Origin of the sequence: Syntrophomonas sp. UBA1041 (assembly GCF_002316705.1) — a bacterium.
GTDB lineage: Bacteria > Bacillota > Syntrophomonadia > Syntrophomonadales > Syntrophomonadaceae > DTU019.
Genome location: NZ_DCEA01000030.1, coordinates 1 through 14,677 on the forward strand (window position 1 = coordinate 1; position 14,677 = coordinate 14,677).

The following is a 14,677-nucleotide window of genomic DNA, read 5'->3' on the forward strand; positions in this document are numbered from 1 at the left end:
TACCTCACCGATGTGTATTTGAGGCCATAGTCCCGCTGACCGCCTGATCGCGGTTGGGATATGGACTCAAATACACATCGGTGAGGTAAAGATATTGCCCCAGTTCTTCATCATTCAAAAATTTATTTACAAATATCACTTTATCATCTAAATTAAGTTCTCCAACCAGGTTTTCCAGCATGTTGCGGTATTTTTCGCCTTCATTTTTTACCAGCATGGGGTGGGTCTGACCCAGGATCAGATATCTGGCATTGGGGAAATCCGGAGCTATACGGGCAAAGGCCTGGATACCCAATTCCAATCCTTTGCCTGGGCCGATTAACCCAAAGGTGCTGATGATATCCCGGCCTTCCAAATGGTATTTGCGCTTGAGAATCCGTGCATCCTGCTTCTTGAAATTCGGAACCCCGTGGGCAATCACTTTGATGAGATCGCCCGGCGCCTCATAGAGATCGGTCAGAAGACCCGCAGAATGCCTGGTCATGGCAACAATACCGCTGGCGTGATAGCAGAGCATATCCAATATATGCTTTTGATGGCTGGAGGGGTGGGGCAATACGGTATGGCAGATCAGGATATACGGTTTGTGCAGATTTTTTACCAGATCAATAATGTAATCACCGTCTGAACCCCCATATATTCCGTATTCATGCTGTATGATTACCATATCTATTCTGGGATGAGAATTGATAAAAGCGGCGGCCCGTGAGTACTCTGCCAACTGATCCTGTCTGAGGTTGAACAGTACTTCGGGAGGATAGTCGTAGTCATAAGAATTATCGGAAACAGACAATACTGTCACTTGATGCCCATTGAAAAGCAGGCTCTCTCTTAGATCCATGGAGAAGGTAGCAATCCCGCACTGTTTAGGGGGATATGTTCCCACATTTAAAAAATTCACATTATTCACTCCTTGTCGTCACCTTGATAAACAGGTACATTAATGTAAGTCTTCCCTGAGAATCCGAAGATTTATACCTGGCAGGCCTGGAGTGAATTTACTTCTAAACCCAATTTCTGTAAACAGGCGAAAAGCTCAGCTTTGATTTGTTCCAAATACTCCGGGGTCTTGCCTTCACAGCGTACAATCAACTCCGGACCGGTATTTGAGGCCCTGACCAGTGCCCAGCCATGCGGAAACATGACCCGCGCGCCGTCAATGTCATTGATGGGATATTTATCTTTAAAGTAGGCTTTGACTTCTTCTACTATTTGAAATTTTTCATCATCACTGCTTGACACGCGAATCTCCGGTGTGGCGTAGTAAATATTGATGTCGGCCAGCATTTCCGTAATATCGGCATCGTTTTTGGACAATAAAGCCAGAAGGCGGGCTCCTGCATAAAGTGCGTCATCAAAACCATAATACTCATCGGCGAAGAACATGTGACCTGACATTTCCCCGGTGAAAATAGCTCCGCTTTCCTTCATTTTTGCCTTGATCAGCGAATGGCCGGTTTTGTATATCAAGGGCTCCCCCCCTAGTTTGACAATCTCATCGATTAAGCTCTGTGAGCATTTGACTTCTACTATGCAGGGAAGATCGGGATAGCGGGGCAAGATGTCCCGCCAGAACAATATCATTAAGAGGTCGCCCCAGATCATATTGCCGGAACTGTCCACAACTCCCAGACGGTCGCCGTCTCCATCTATACCGATTCCTAAATCGGCTTGATGCTCTTGTACAACTTTAATCAGATCGACCATATTGTCGGGATTAACCGGGTCGGGATGGTGATGGGGGAAGCTGGGATCGGATTCACAGTAGAGTTCGATTACTTCACAGCCCAGGCTGCGGAATACCTCGGGGGCAAACAAACCTGCGGCGCCGTTGCCGCAGTCCACCACGATCTTTAATCTTTTGGCGCCCATCTTAATGCGCTCCCTGATATTGTTACGATAGGTTTCAGCGATGTCCACATATTTGAGGCTGCCCCTGGCGCCCTCGATAAAATTCTGGCTTTCGACCATACGCCTTATTTCCTGAATCTGTTCACCGTAAATGGTGGATTCGCCCAAGAGCAGCTTACAGCCGTTATATTCGCCTCCATTATGGCTGGCGGTGATCATCATCCCGGCCGGAATGTTCAGATAGCGGGCCGCAAAGTAAAATATGGGAGTGATGACCAGTCCCAAATCTATGACATGGCAGCCTGAATCCTGCAGGGCGTTAACCACGGTATCACGAAACTGCGGCGAGGAGCTGCGGTTATCCCGGCCCACCAGAACAGTATCATAGCCTTTTTGTTTGGCCATAGCCGCAAAAGCCCGGCTTATCTGATCCATGGTTTGGTTGTCCAAATCCCGGCCTACTACACCGCGTATATCATACTGTCTGAAAATGTTTTTCATGATAATACCTCCTCAACTTATAGCGAATAAAGGGAATGGCGTATGAACTGCAAAAATCGGATTATGCTGTCCAAGGCCCGGTTTATAATAGGTCTTCGCGGCCCATGCTCTTCAGCACTTCGGTGAGGTCGCGGATATTCTGGCACTTGTTGCGATCCGCCACCATTATCACATCATCCGTTTCCACCACTACCAGGTCTTGGGCTCCGAACAAGACGATAGTTTTCTCGGTCTGTTTGATAATACAGCGCTGGCTGTCCATGGCGATTATGTCGTGGCCTTCGCAGACATTTTCTTGCCCGTCAGTAGGATGTATTTCCGAGAGGGCGTTCCAGCTGCCCAAATCACACCAGCCCATATCGGCCGGAACCACAGCCATGCGATCCGATTTCTCTGCGATTCCGTGATCAAGACTGATGTTAGGCAGCTCGCCGTAAGACCGCTTATAATAGTCATATCCATTACTGGCCGCCGCATGGATTTCCGGCAGGTGCTTGCGAAATTCGTCTATCAGGACCCCGATCCTACCTACATAAATACCTGCATTCCACATAAAGCGGCCGGTTTGTATGTAAGTTTGGGCCAGTTCGGCATCGGGTTTCTCATAAAAGGCGTTGACCTGATAAACCTCTCCGATATTGCCTACCTCCCATTTTGTTTTTTCGATGTAGCCGTATCCGGTTTCCGGACGGTCGGGCTGAATGCCGATGGTTACGATGTGACCGCTGGCTGCAGCCTGTCTGGCCTTCTTAAGGCTGTCGCTGAACACATGCTCGTTCAGTATATGATGATCGGCCGGAAATATGCCCAGAACTTCATCGCTTTTCTGGGCATACTGCGATAAAACCATACCAACCGCTGGTGCGGTATTTTTTCCTTCGGGTTCACTCATCACTTCTATTTGATCCCGATCCTCACGGCTGTTGACCAGCCGGTTGATTGAAGCCAGCAAATCATCGCCGGTAATGATGATGATTTTAGTGCAACCGGCTTGTTTGAGACGATCGATGGTATGATCGAGCATAGATTTATTGCCCACCAATTTGCAGAATTGCTTGGGATGTTGGTTGCGGCTTTCCGGCCACAGGCGTACGCCCCGGCCGCCTGCCAAGATCGCTGCTATCATGATAACCTCCAACAGTCTAGAGTTTTGTCATGGATGCCAAATGATACCTATCCCCAAAGAGTATTGGTTTATTTTCTCCTTTTATTGACATATTGATTCAGTTATTCATTGCAGTATGCGGCAATTGCAAGTCTATTGCACATTCAGCTGCAAGTAAGGCGATTGCTATCCCTCACCGGGGTGTAAAAACTTTTTGGCTTTGATCCATTTGCATAGCAAAAGGCCCTTTTATTTGTTCGGGCCTAGGCCCGTAAAATTGGTAAAAAGTGCAAGGAATGCGCCCGTTAAACAGTTTCCTGCGTTTATCGGCTTTCCGGCCCATAACCTTTTCCAGGCCTTGATACGGGGTCAATATATAGGCTGACCAGGTATTCAATTGGGCCCATGCTTTGGCCAGATCCTGGTAAACGCTTTTAATCTGCTTGTCATCAAGCAGCCTCTCCCCATAAGGCGGGTTGCAGATCAGGTATCCGTAGTGGAATGGGGACTTAAGCTCCCGGACCGCCCCGGTTCTAAAGCTGATCTGTTTTGCTATCCCGGCTCGCAACGCGTTAGACCTGGCCAGCTTGATGCAACTGCGATCGATGTCAAAACCCTCAATGCCCAAATCATTATAAATCTTCACGCTGTCCAGAGCTTCCTGCCGGGCCTCAGACCATATCCTGGGGCTGAATTGCGGCCAGTGTTCGGCATCGAAACTGCGCCGCAACCCCGGAGCGATGTTGCAGGCTATCATGGCCGCCTCAATTGCGATAGTGCCTGATCCGCAAAAAGGATCTATGAGGGGTCTGTCTTTTTTCCAGCGGCTCAAGGAAACCATGGCAGCCGCCAGGGTCTCTTTGAGCGGGGCTTCCCCCTGTTCTTTGCGATAACCGCGTTTATGCAGTCCCGCTCCACTGCAATCCATGGTGATGCTCACATTGTCTTCTAATATGGAAACCTCCAGCTGATAAAGCGGACCGTCTTCAGCAAACCATTTCTGCGGGTAGGATTGTTTGAGTTTTTCCACGGTGGCCTTTTTTACTATCGCCTGACAATCAGACACGCTATAGAGCTGAGATTTGATGGTTTTGCCGTTTACCGGGAAACGGGCGTTTTTGGGAAGCCAGTCCTGCCAGGGCAAAGCCCGGGTGCCTTCAAACAGCTCATCGAAGCTGCGGGCTGAAAAGCGCCCTACCTCTATAAGCAAGCGATCCGCGCTGCGCAGCCACAGGTTGCAGCGCGCCGCCGCATCTGCTCCGGCGAGAAAAGCAACCCGCCCGTTTTCTACCTTTACTTCGGTATATCCCAGTTGTTTTAATTCGTAAGCCACAATCGCTTCCAGGCCAAAGGCCGCAGTGGCGATATAGCGTATATCCTGCATAAATAAATTCCACCCTGAGGTCAATTTATACTATTGTACTATATTTTGCAGGCAGGCCAAAAAACCAGGCTTGAATATGCTGCTTAAAATGTGTAGTATCGAGGATAAACTAATTATGGTATTTATTAAGGAGGCTTCCATGAAGATAGCTTTGCAGCGGCCTAACTTCAGCAAATGGATAGAACGCATCACCTGGCAGGACTTACTGGGAATTGTAATCGGCTCGCTCATTGCGGCGGCGGGGATTCAATGCATATTAGTGCCGGCTAATCTGCTGACTGGCGGCGTGACCGGGCTCGCTATCCTATTGCGCTATTCCACCGGAATCGAGGTGGGGATTTGGATCCTGCTATTGAACATACCCATATTTCTGGCCGGGTATCGTTTCATCAGTTCCCGTTTTACCATCTATAGCTTGTTAGGGGTTTTGGCTCTGGCGGGATTTCTGTATGTGTTCAAATATTTCCCCTTCCTAATCGGGGATCCGCTGCTTTCGGCCTTATTAGGCGGTGTATTGAGCGGATTGGGATTGGGGATTATTTTTCGCAGCAAAGCCTCCTCGGGTGGAACTGATATCATAGCCATTATTGTGAAGCGGTTGTGGGGATTCAATATTGGGCAAACCTCATTGGTCTTGAATATTTTTGTAGTAGGGTTGTTGGCACTGGTAATCGATATCAGTGTAGCCATGTATTCCGCCATCGCTATTTTCGTTTCATCCCAGGTCATAGATCAGGTCGAAGCCGGGCTCGGCGTAACGGAGACCACTTTGATTATTTCTCCTCATTATGAGGAAATCGCCTACGCCATTCTGCACCATTTACACCGCGGCTGTACTTATCTGCCCGCCCAGGGCGCTTACTCCGGACAGAATGAGATGCTAATCCTGGTGACTGTAGGCAGAATGCAATTGCCGCGCTTGAAAGAGATGGTCTTTGCCATAGATGAATCCGCCTTTATGATTATTACCAATAGCATAGAAGTTTATGGCCGGGGCTTTAAAGCCAGGAGCGAGTATTGAGAGTAAAATACTTATCGGCATAATCCGGTTACTTGGGGCGCTAAAATAAGGAGATCATTTGAATTAATGTAAATGTCGATTTTTTACGATGTTAATTAAAGTAATATATCTTTGGTGTGAGGGAGGCATCTGTGATGGATATAATTAATCGTCTGATACATGAGGAAGAAGGGCAGGGCATGGCCGAGTATGTCATGATCTGTATGTTCATAGCTATTGTTGCCATGGTAGGCTATCAATTTCTCGGTCAGGCTCTTAATACCAAAGTCAATACTATCGGCGGCAGTTTTTAGAAGCATTAAGGGTAAACGGAATAAACATTAGTAATGACTATTCCACTGTTTTGGCCGGAGTAAACGGCAATGCCGCCCTGAGGGGACTTTCTCACCTGGGCTGCTCCTCCACTGTTGGTTTCGGTTACTTCATAAGTTCCCGGAGCCAGTTCCACCGATATGGTCTGCCCGGCTTGTATGCTGCGTCTTATACTGCCGTTAGCCCCGCTGATGTTAATCTCAAAGGCAGTTCCTTGCGGAGCCGGTCCTTCCACATTTTTAGTTATCTGCAGCGTGCCTTTCACCGGCGCCGGGAAACGGTTGTTTATAGTCAGATAAACGCTTTGCCCGGAAGCTATAGATATATTCCCTTCGATGGATTTGCTGTAAGATAAGGCCCCGCCGTTTTGGGATTCCGTCACCTGATAAGTTCCCGGCGGCAGGGATACGGCGATACTCTCCCCAGCCCTTAAGCTGTTGCGGCTCACTTCCCGGTTATTATCAACATCATTGACTACAAACTCATAGACCGCACCTGCCGGGGCGGCTCCGGTAGTTTTTATACCCACCACCAGCTTGCCCGGGTTAGGCAAGAGGTTAACCGATATGTTGGTAGGTTTGATAGGCCCAATACAATACACCGCTCCGCTCCAGCATTCCTTCTGGTTAATATCACTGGCCGGATTGATCAGTCTGAACATATAGTTGCCTGCTTTGGGGTTGGGGTTTTGCTCCGGGTTGTAGCGCAGAGTGAACATCTCTCCGGGTTTGAGGGCGGGGATCTCACCGCCTGTTAAAGGCGTGTTGCCGGCCGGACTGCCTGCTTCAGTATAACAAACCTCCCACTTCACCGGCTGCGAGGTATCGGTGCTGTTTTTGGAGTTGACCACCATAGCATAGACCTGGCCGATGCCTTGCTCCAGTTCAACTGTTTCAGCGGGTAGGTAAACGAAATAATAGTTTTCCGGGTTTTCAACTTTGACCTGATAGCTGCCCGGTTCCAGATCCTTCTGGAATTTATCCCCGTTTTTCATCACCGTGTTTGCGATTCGGGAGCCGCCCTGATAAATGCCTAAATCGAAAGTCTTATTCGCTAGAGACGCCGCATCAGCAGAATATGTCAGGTCGATCCTGCTCATAGGCAGGGTGCCCAATTCCGCGAAGGCCAGTGCATAGCCCTGGATAATTTGTTCTTTGGGTTGAGGCTTTGCACAACCAGCGATAGTCAAAATGCAAAACATCAATAAAGCCAATAGCAGGCATTTAACCACTTCTTTTCTCATAAAAGCCGGACCCTCCCAGATTTCGGGAAAAAATTAGCTTGCAGCCATTTATTCCATATTCCTATAATAACTTTAAACTGCAATATATGGCAATATCGATGAGATTATTGTGCTTTTATCAGGTAAAATGACTAATTATTGTAGAAACATGCGATAAAATGAATCCTTTGTCCTATATTGGAGTAGTCAATTTTATTACGATATTAATAATGGGTTGACTGCCTTATTTTCCCTCTTCTATTACCTCCGCTGTAGCCGAGCCGATTTTTGCCTCAGGGTCCGGTAAATACCGCCCTAATATTACAAAATTCGGCTAGGCAGAGTTTTGATGATGTGGGAAAATAAAGCTATAGTTGTATTTTTTTGCAGAGGAGGTGAAAGGATGCTGAACACCCTGAAAAGACTGGTCCTTGAAGAAGAAGGACAGGGTATGGCTGAGTATGCGCTGATTTTGGTTTTCGTCGCATTAGTATGTATTGTTGGCTTCAGAGTATTGGGTAATCAAATTAGCGATAAAGCTGAAGACATTGGGACTACGATAGAGACAGAAACACCATAATTCATTTATCAGAGGTTTTGATTCTGGGTTATGCCTTGCCTTGATGCAGGGCATAACCGGAGTCTTTAACAGGGGCTTTAAGGAGACTTGTTATTATTAATTATATTGATTTTGTCTGGAGCGATTTTGTATTGTTGGCGCTCTTAATACCTGCCGTTGTATTTGATCAGCGGGAAAAGCGTATACCAAATGGTTTAATATTGTCTGGATTAATACTCGGTTTGGTATGTAACTTTTATACCAGTGGCATGCCGGGGGTTCTATTCTCTTTGCAAGGACTTGCCGCCGGAATAGCCCTGCTTTTTATACCTTTCGCACTGAGGGGCATGGGAGCCGGAGACGTCAAACTGCTGGGTGTGGTTGGTGCCTTCAAAGGATACTTGTTTGCCTTCCACACCTTTATCGCCATGGCTTTGTGGGGCGGACTGATTGCTGTTATCCTGTTGATCAATAAAGGGAAATTAGGGAAGACTTTGCGAGGTCTATGGACAGGTATGATTCTGCATTTGTTCAAGATGCAGAAATTGCAGAAGACCATAAAAACAAACAACTCCGGAATAAGTTTTCCCTACGCTTTGGCAATCGCCCTGGGAGCGGTAAGCGCTTATTTTATAAAGTGGTGAAATTTATGAAAAAGATTGTCAGAAAACTATTCCATTCTAAAAAAGCCCAGAGCATGGTGGAAATGGCCATAATGATGCCTCTTTTGCTGTTAATGTTCTTTGGTATTATAGAGTTTGGATTCATGCTGGGGTCGTATATGTTAATCCATGACTTGGCTCGGGATGGTGTCCGAGCTGGAGTGGTAGGGGCTGACAAAGTGGCTATAGAAAATTATATTAAGGATGAGGACCGTGCTTTTTTATTAGACACAGAAAAGATAACAGTTGAAACCTGGGTTAACGACACAATGCCGGACAATTATACTAATCGCAAAGTAGGAGACTCCCTTACTGTAATAGTTAACTACAACTATAATCTTATCACCCCCATTATTAGTGGAATCATTGGAAATTCGGTCTCCTTACCGGCCAAATATGTAATGCGCATTGAAAAGACATAGATAGGTTCGAAGGGAGTATTAAATGATAAGAATTAAAAACTTGCTAAAGGATGATTCGGGAGCAGTAATGGTGCTGGTAGCTTTGGCCCTGGTAGTATTGTTAGGCTGTATGGCCCTGGTTATTGATGCCGGGGTAGTATATGCAGAACGCATGAAGGCATCGAATGTCATGGATGCTGCTGTTCTGGCAGGGGTAAGCGAACTTCCTGAATACCATGATGACCCATATGAGTACGATTCTTGGAATTTGGCTAGTCAATACATTGTTAAAAATGGTTTTGACCCTAACTATGTGGAGTTTATTCCAGATGATCCCAATGATTCCGGCAAACATACTTCGATCAAATTGAAATATACAGGGACACAAGATTTTTTATTTGCTCGTGTGCTTGGACCTGGATTTGATGAAGCCGAGGTTAAGGCTGCCGCTAAAGCCCGAGTTGGCAATGTCGGTGGATTTGGGCCGGGCAATGGGGTTATCCCTATAGGGATTGACGAAAGTGAGATGCCCCCATTTACCGAAGGAAGTAATCCCAGCTTTGTAATTAAAGAGGGCGGTGGTGGCGGAGATACCGGATGGTATGGTTATGTCAATATAGACGGAAAGAATATTACGAAAGATATCGTCCCAGGAATACAATATGGAAGTGAGAACCCTGTAAGCATCGGGCAGGTGTTGCCCGTTGTTCCTGGTAACAAACACGCCGAGGGTATCCGCGAGGCAATGAGTGAGAGGCTGAATGGCTGCACCCATGATCCGGAATGCGGGATTGATGGCTATGTCTTAGGTTGCAGGAAAATTGTATATGTTCCAATCGGGTATAAAGATGATGGCGGTGGTGCTACCGGGAGATTTACCGTGACAGGTTTTGCAGCCTTGTTATTGGTAGAGCGGTGGGAAGAAGATGCGAACCAGGCGTTTAGAGGGGAATTCTTACAGCATATTGCGGCTTCAAATGCCTATATTGACGATAGTGCCGAAGATTTTGGGGTTTATGCCACCGAATTATGCGAGTAACTATAAAATAGTGTAGCGAAGGGAGCAGGAAGGTTTGTTTAAAGGAGTAAAAAAGTACTGGTTTATTTCGATTCTGTGTGGCTTAATTGCTGCGGCTTTATTTTACGTTTTCCTGCAGCAGGTGGAGGAGCAATACCGCCCCGACGATCTGGTGACGGTAGTTAAGGCTGCTCAACCCATAGCGGCGGATGAAGTGATCAGGCTGGAACAGCTTATGACCGCAGAAGTGCCCGCTCAATATGCCCATCCCAACGGGGTTCGGGATACAGCTCAAGTGGTAGGCAAGATTTCTACAACCGATATAGCTGCCGGTGAGGAAATAATTAAGGAGAAATTGGTGGGCGAAAAAGAAAAAGTTGGCCGCCTGGCTTATAAAGTTCCTTTAAATAAACGTGCAGTTGCCATAAGTATTGATGAGACTTCAGCGGTTTCCTTTAATGTGCAGGCCGGAGACCATGTCGACGTTATGGCTACACTTGATATAACCGATCCGGCTGGAGGTGCCTCCTCCGCCGCTTTATTTGTGCTGCAGGATATTGAAGTCTTGTCAGTTGGAGCAAAAGGAGCCGCTGCTGATCAAAAAAATGGCGGTGCGGCTAAAACACTAACACTGGCAGTAAGCCCTGATCAAGCCCGTCCTCTGGTTCTAGCCACTGAACGGGGCGAGATCAGGTTGCTGCTCAGATCTCCGGTGGACGATTCCCAATATGTCCTGCCTCCCTTCAGAATGAACAACTTTATACAACCTTAGTTAAATAATCAATAGGTCATTATTATAGATGAGTATGGATACGAGAGGTGAAGTTTTTGAAAACCATAAGGGTGCTGATGGCAAGCGCAGATCCCGAAATCCGGGGTTATTTACTAAACATATTGGAAAGCGATCATGACATCGATGTGATTGGGGAAGCAGGGCAGGCCGGTGAGCTTCTGGAGATGATGCCTACTGCAAACCCGGAAATACTTATATTGGACGAGAACCTGGCTGAGGCTGACAGCCTGAGTCTAGCGGCTGATCTTAAGCTGAGATACCCTCCTATCCAGGTGATCCTTATAGCGGAACAGGAAGACTTAAAGCTCTTCAAAAGAGCCATGCAATCCGGTGTCCGCCAAATTATACTGCGTTCTGTGGAGGCCGGTGAACTTCTCGGTTCGGTCAAAGATATTGCGGAGGGCTACAGGCGCAGTGTTGAAAACCTGCGAGAGCAATCTGAACCTGGCAAGGATTCCGCCGCTCCCGGTAAAGCGCAGCCGCAATTAAAGGCCTCACAGATTATAACTGTCTTCGGAAATAAAGGCGGTATTGGCAAGAGCCTTATTGCCTGCAATCTGGCAGTAGCCGCTGCAACGCGCTACAAAGATCAGGTGGCTCTGGTGGATCTGGACTTGCAGTTCGGGGATATAAGCCTGATGATGAATATCAATCCGCGCAAGACCATTGCCGAGCTGATGCAGGAATCAGGCGAACTGACGGCTGATCTGGTCGACGAATACTTTTATGAGCGCAGCGGGGTTAAGGTTTTGGCTGCGCCCCATAAGCCTGAACTGGGTGAACTGGTAACTTCCTTCGGAGCCGAGACCGTGCTAAAACTGTGCAGGAAGATGTATACCTATACTTTCCTTGATACCCCTACCTTCCTGGACGATACTACGCTCACCGCCCTGGAAATGTCGGATGTGGTTTTGCTTTTGATATCTCTGGATATACCGACCATCAAAAACATAAAAAAAGGCATTGATGTATTAGATTCTCTGAAGCTGCTGCCCCGAACCAAATTGATTCTTAACCGCTCGTCATCACTATCGGTAGGCCTTGAACCCCAGGATGTAGAACAGGTTCTGGGCATGAAGATTGCAGCTTCTATCCCCAGCGATTTTAAGATGACCGTGTCATCCATCAACCGGGGCATGCCGTTCTACAACATGAGCCCCAAGGCCCCCATATCCAGGAGCATTGTTGAATTGTTCGATCTAATCGATAAGGCTAAATAAAGTAATAAGTAAGGTTGGATGCGTAATGTCACTATTGAGCAGATTGCAAAACGATCAGGTTGTAAGTCCTGTTATAACCAAGGAGGCCGCCACATCCCGCTACCTGGATATTGTTTACCGCATACACCGGGAGATAATCCGCGAAATGGGGCAGGAATCCTTAAATAACCGCAAGCGCGAAGATATTGAGAGTAAGATTCGCGGCATCTCTGATACCATTTTCGAGAGTGAATACGACAACCTGCCGCGCAGCGAAAGAGAAGTCATTCTTAATCAGGTTATCGACGAGGTCCTGGCATATGGGCCTTTGAGCCCGTTATTGAGAGACGACAGCATATCAGAAATCATGGTAAATGGTCCTAAGCAGGTCTTTGTGGAAAGGCGCGGTAAAATTGAAAAGGTAAAAGTCGTCTTTCGGGATAATTTGCACTTACATACGGTTATTGAGAGAATAATCTCTCCCTTGGGACGCCGCCTGGATGAGAGCTCGCCCATGGTAGACGCCAGACTTCCTGATGGATCCCGTGTAAATGCTATAATACCTCCCCTGGCCATTAACGGGTGTGTCCTGACCATACGCAAATTCTCCAAAAATCTACTGAAAACTGCCGATTTGATCAGAAACAATACCATGAGTTCTCATATGGCCAAATTCCTGGAAGCCTGTGTTAAAGGCCGCATGTCCATGATCGTTTCAGGCGGCACCGGCGCTGGGAAAACCAGTACCTTAAATATAATATCCGGCTTCATTCCTCACGATGAAAGGATCATTACTATAGAAGACTCGGCTGAATTGGTCTTAAACCAGGAACATGTGGTGACACTGGAGACCCGCCCTTCAAATATCGACAACCGGGGTGAGGTATCTATCCGTGACTTAGTGCGCAACTCCCTGCGCATGCGCCCTGACCGCATTGTGGTCGGCGAGGTGCGCGGCGGTGAGGCCTTGGACATGCTGCAGGCCATGAACACCGGTCATGACGGTTCTCTTTCCACGGCTCACGCCAACTCCCCGCGGGATATGTTATCCCGCCTCGAAACCATGGTCTTGATGGCGGGTATGGAAATGCCGATGAAAGCCATCCGGGAGCAGATCGCCTCGGCTATTGATTTTATCGTCCATCAGAGCCGAATGTCAGACGGCACCCGGAAAATAACCCATATCACTGAAGTGGTGGGGATGGAGACCGACATTATCACTTTGCAGGATATCTTTATCTTTGATCAGACCGGAATCGATGAGCGCGGCAGGGTGCAGGGCCGACACCGGGCTACCGGCATCAAACCCAAATGTTTGGATAAATTGAAAACCGCTGGTATTATCATCCCGGACGAGTTTTTTGCATAAAGGCTACTGAAAGGGGAGGACAAGGTTAGGTGCAATATCTAATAATTGTATTTGTTTTTCTTGCAGTGGTCTTTGCCTTTAATGGGCTAAAAAGACAGTTCTCTCATCGTGATCTGTACAGAGAAAGGCTGCAATCGGTACTAGGTCAGGATGACTCTGAATCTGTTAGCAACCGGGCTTCGCTAAAGGATATGTTCAGTTCCATGATGAAGTCGGTTTCATCCCTTTTTGCCGCCCGATCATTTACAGCCAATCTGCAGAGCCGCTTGGTAACCGCCGGCATACCGCTGAAAGGTGAGGAATACATAACCGTCAGTTTAGGGCTTATTATTATTACTCCATTACTTACTTATTTTATAGGTAAAAACTTTTGGCTGGCGGTGATTGTGTTCATCCTGGCGGTGATACTGCCCTGGACTTACATCGGCATTAAAAAAGGTAAACGCCTGCAGACCTTTGAGATGCAATTGGCCGATTGCTTGGTTATTATGGCCAATGCGCTCAGGGGCGGATTCGGCTTTCAGCAGGCCATGGAAACAGTGGTAAGAGAAATGCCTCCTCCCATATCAATCGAATTCGACTGGTGCCTGCGGGAAATGAACCTGGGTTTCAACCAGGAAGAAGCCCTGTTGCACCTGGGTGAGCGGGTAAATAGCGAGGAAATGGACATGGTCATCAGCGGGATCATCATCCAAAAACAGGTGGGCGGCAACCTGGCCCAGATCCTGGATAATATCGGCGACACCATGCGTGACCGGGCCCGCATAAAAAAACAGGTGCGCACTTTGACCGCACAGGGCAAGATGTCGGGACTTGTTATCGGACTATTGCCTGTAGTGCTGTTGGCTGCCATGCTGGTAATCAACCCGGAGCATGTATATTTCTTATTCCAGGATCCACGCGGCTTGGCTATGTTGGCAGCAGCCCTTGTTATGGAGATAGCAGGAGCATTTGCCATCAGCCGCATCATCGATATAGAGTTCTAACGTAGCAAAATATTTTTGAATAATTGTGTTCTTGCGGCGTTTTAGGGCGATATGAATAACTCAGGTGAAGAATCTTATCCGCGGGACGAAGCGGACTTGATGAGTAAGCATTTCAGTTCTCTAGAAAAGCCCGGAGGTGTAGTTGTGGAGTATATACTGATAGGTTTGTTGGCAATAATGGTCACCGCTCTGGTGTTGGCATATCTGTTGAACCGTAACCGTGACAAGATCATCATTCATGAAAGGCTTACCGCCTATACGGTGAAAGCCGATAAGGAGCATTCCTGTAACACC

16 protein-coding genes are annotated in these 14,677 nt (G+C 47.4%); 11 read left to right on the top strand and 5 right to left on the bottom strand.

What is annotated here, in order from left to right:
• Positions 1-4: 4 nt before the first annotated feature.
• From B2633_RS05160 to B2633_RS05175, 4 genes are all read right to left on the bottom strand, one after another.
• On the bottom strand, positions 5-901 hold the full coding sequence (locus B2633_RS05160; RefSeq protein ID WP_483169599.1) for a glycosyltransferase: 897 nt from the start codon (positions 899-901) through the stop codon (positions 5-7).
• Positions 902-972: 71 nt separating this feature from the next.
• Positions 973-2,352 (bottom strand): phosphomannomutase/phosphoglucomutase, encoded by a 1,380-nt coding sequence (locus B2633_RS05165; protein WP_483169601.1) that lies wholly within the window; start codon positions 2,350-2,352, stop codon positions 973-975.
• 82 nt (positions 2,353-2,434) lie between these two features.
• Positions 2,435-3,478 (bottom strand): mannose-1-phosphate guanylyltransferase, encoded by a 1,044-nt coding sequence (locus B2633_RS05170; RefSeq protein WP_483169603.1) that lies wholly within the window; start codon positions 3,476-3,478, stop codon positions 2,435-2,437.
• A 172-nt stretch (positions 3,479-3,650) separates the two neighbouring features.
• Positions 3,651-4,841, bottom strand: a complete 1,191-nt coding sequence (locus B2633_RS05175) for a THUMP domain-containing class I SAM-dependent RNA methyltransferase (protein WP_483169605.1) — start codon at positions 4,839-4,841, stop codon at positions 3,651-3,653.
• A 115-nt stretch (positions 4,842-4,956) separates the two neighbouring features.
• Here B2633_RS05175 and B2633_RS05180 point away from each other — a divergent pair, with 115 nt between their 5' ends.
• Together B2633_RS05180 and B2633_RS05185 are read left to right on the top strand one after the other, a co-directional pair.
• The gene (locus tag B2633_RS05180; protein WP_483169607.1) at positions 4,957-5,862 is read left to right on the top strand and encodes a YitT family protein; all 906 of its coding nucleotides are present in this window, start codon (positions 4,957-4,959) and stop codon (positions 5,860-5,862) included.
• A gap of 134 nt (positions 5,863-5,996) precedes the next feature.
• Positions 5,997-6,155 carry a Flp family type IVb pilin gene (locus B2633_RS05185; protein WP_483169609.1) on the top strand — a complete coding sequence of 53 codons (159 nt, stop codon included), beginning with the start codon at positions 5,997-5,999 and terminating at the stop codon, positions 6,153-6,155.
• Positions 6,156-6,160: 5 nt separating this feature from the next.
• On the opposite strand, the gene B2633_RS05190 is transcribed toward B2633_RS05185, so the two are convergent.
• Positions 6,161-7,417 (bottom strand): MSCRAMM family protein, encoded by a 1,257-nt coding sequence (locus B2633_RS05190; protein ID WP_483169611.1) that lies wholly within the window; start codon positions 7,415-7,417, stop codon positions 6,161-6,163.
• A 382-nt stretch (positions 7,418-7,799) separates the two neighbouring features.
• Here B2633_RS05190 and B2633_RS05195 point away from each other — a divergent pair, with 382 nt between their 5' ends.
• From B2633_RS05195 to B2633_RS05235, 9 genes are all read left to right on the top strand, one after another.
• The gene (locus B2633_RS05195; protein WP_483169613.1) at positions 7,800-7,976 is read left to right on the top strand and encodes a Flp family type IVb pilin; all 177 of its coding nucleotides are present in this window, start codon (positions 7,800-7,802) and stop codon (positions 7,974-7,976) included.
• Between the two features lie 134 nt (positions 7,977-8,110).
• A complete protein-coding gene (locus B2633_RS05200; RefSeq protein ID WP_483169627.1) occupies positions 8,111-8,599 on the top strand; it encodes an A24 family peptidase in 489 nt (162 codons plus the stop codon).
• Between the two features lie 5 nt (positions 8,600-8,604).
• Entirely contained in the window at positions 8,605-9,039 is a 435-nt protein-coding gene (locus tag B2633_RS05205) for a TadE/TadG family type IV pilus assembly protein (protein ID WP_483169615.1), read from the top strand.
• 22 nt (positions 9,040-9,061) lie between these two features.
• A complete protein-coding gene (locus tag B2633_RS05210) occupies positions 9,062-10,057 on the top strand; it encodes a Tad domain-containing protein (RefSeq protein WP_483169617.1) in 996 nt (331 codons plus the stop codon).
• 34 nt (positions 10,058-10,091) lie between these two features.
• Positions 10,092-10,808: a Flp pilus assembly protein CpaB gene (gene cpaB, locus B2633_RS05215; protein WP_483169619.1), complete on the top strand. Its 717-nt coding sequence runs from the start codon at positions 10,092-10,094 to the stop codon at positions 10,806-10,808.
• A 77-nt stretch (positions 10,809-10,885) separates the two neighbouring features.
• Positions 10,886-12,049, top strand: a complete 1,164-nt coding sequence (locus B2633_RS05220; protein ID WP_483169620.1) for a CpaE/TadZ family protein — start codon at positions 10,886-10,888, stop codon at positions 12,047-12,049.
• Between the two features lie 25 nt (positions 12,050-12,074).
• Positions 12,075-13,397: a TadA family conjugal transfer-associated ATPase gene (locus tag B2633_RS05225; RefSeq protein ID WP_483169622.1), complete on the top strand. Its 1,323-nt coding sequence runs from the start codon at positions 12,075-12,077 to the stop codon at positions 13,395-13,397.
• A gap of 29 nt (positions 13,398-13,426) precedes the next feature.
• A complete protein-coding gene (locus B2633_RS05230) occupies positions 13,427-14,383 on the top strand; it encodes a type II secretion system F family protein (protein WP_483169624.1) in 957 nt (318 codons plus the stop codon).
• 51 nt (positions 14,384-14,434) lie between these two features.
• Positions 14,435-14,677 (top strand): hypothetical protein (locus B2633_RS05235; protein WP_483169626.1); only part of this gene is annotated, 243 nt, incomplete at its 3' end.

Excerpts from the sequence above, each read along its gene's own strand:
- B2633_RS05170 (WP_483169603.1), bottom strand. The coding sequence starts at position 3,478 with ATGATAGCAGCGATCTTGGCAGGCGGCCGGGGCGTACGCCTGTGGCCG.
- B2633_RS05225 (WP_483169622.1), top strand. The coding sequence starts at position 12,075 with ATGTCACTATTGAGCAGATTGCAAAACGATCAGGTTGTAAGTCCTGTT.
- B2633_RS05205 (WP_483169615.1), top strand. The coding sequence starts at position 8,605 with ATGAAAAAGATTGTCAGAAAACTATTCCATTCTAAAAAAGCCCAGAGC.
- B2633_RS05210 (WP_483169617.1), top strand. The coding sequence starts at position 9,062 with ATGATAAGAATTAAAAACTTGCTAAAGGATGATTCGGGAGCAGTAATG.
- B2633_RS05165 (WP_483169601.1), bottom strand. The coding sequence starts at position 2,352 with ATGAAAAACATTTTCAGACAGTATGATATACGCGGTGTAGTAGGCCGG.
- B2633_RS05195 (WP_483169613.1), top strand. The coding sequence starts at position 7,800 with ATGCTGAACACCCTGAAAAGACTGGTCCTTGAAGAAGAAGGACAGGGT.
- B2633_RS05180 (WP_483169607.1), top strand. The coding sequence starts at position 4,957 with ATGGTATTTATTAAGGAGGCTTCCATGAAGATAGCTTTGCAGCGGCCT.
- B2633_RS05190 (WP_483169611.1), bottom strand. The coding sequence starts at position 7,417 with ATGAGAAAAGAAGTGGTTAAATGCCTGCTATTGGCTTTATTGATGTTT.
- B2633_RS05220 (WP_483169620.1), top strand. The coding sequence starts at position 10,886 with ATGGCAAGCGCAGATCCCGAAATCCGGGGTTATTTACTAAACATATTG.
- B2633_RS05185 (WP_483169609.1), top strand. The coding sequence starts at position 5,997 with ATGGATATAATTAATCGTCTGATACATGAGGAAGAAGGGCAGGGCATG.
- B2633_RS05175 (WP_483169605.1), bottom strand. The coding sequence starts at position 4,841 with ATGCAGGATATACGCTATATCGCCACTGCGGCCTTTGGCCTGGAAGCG.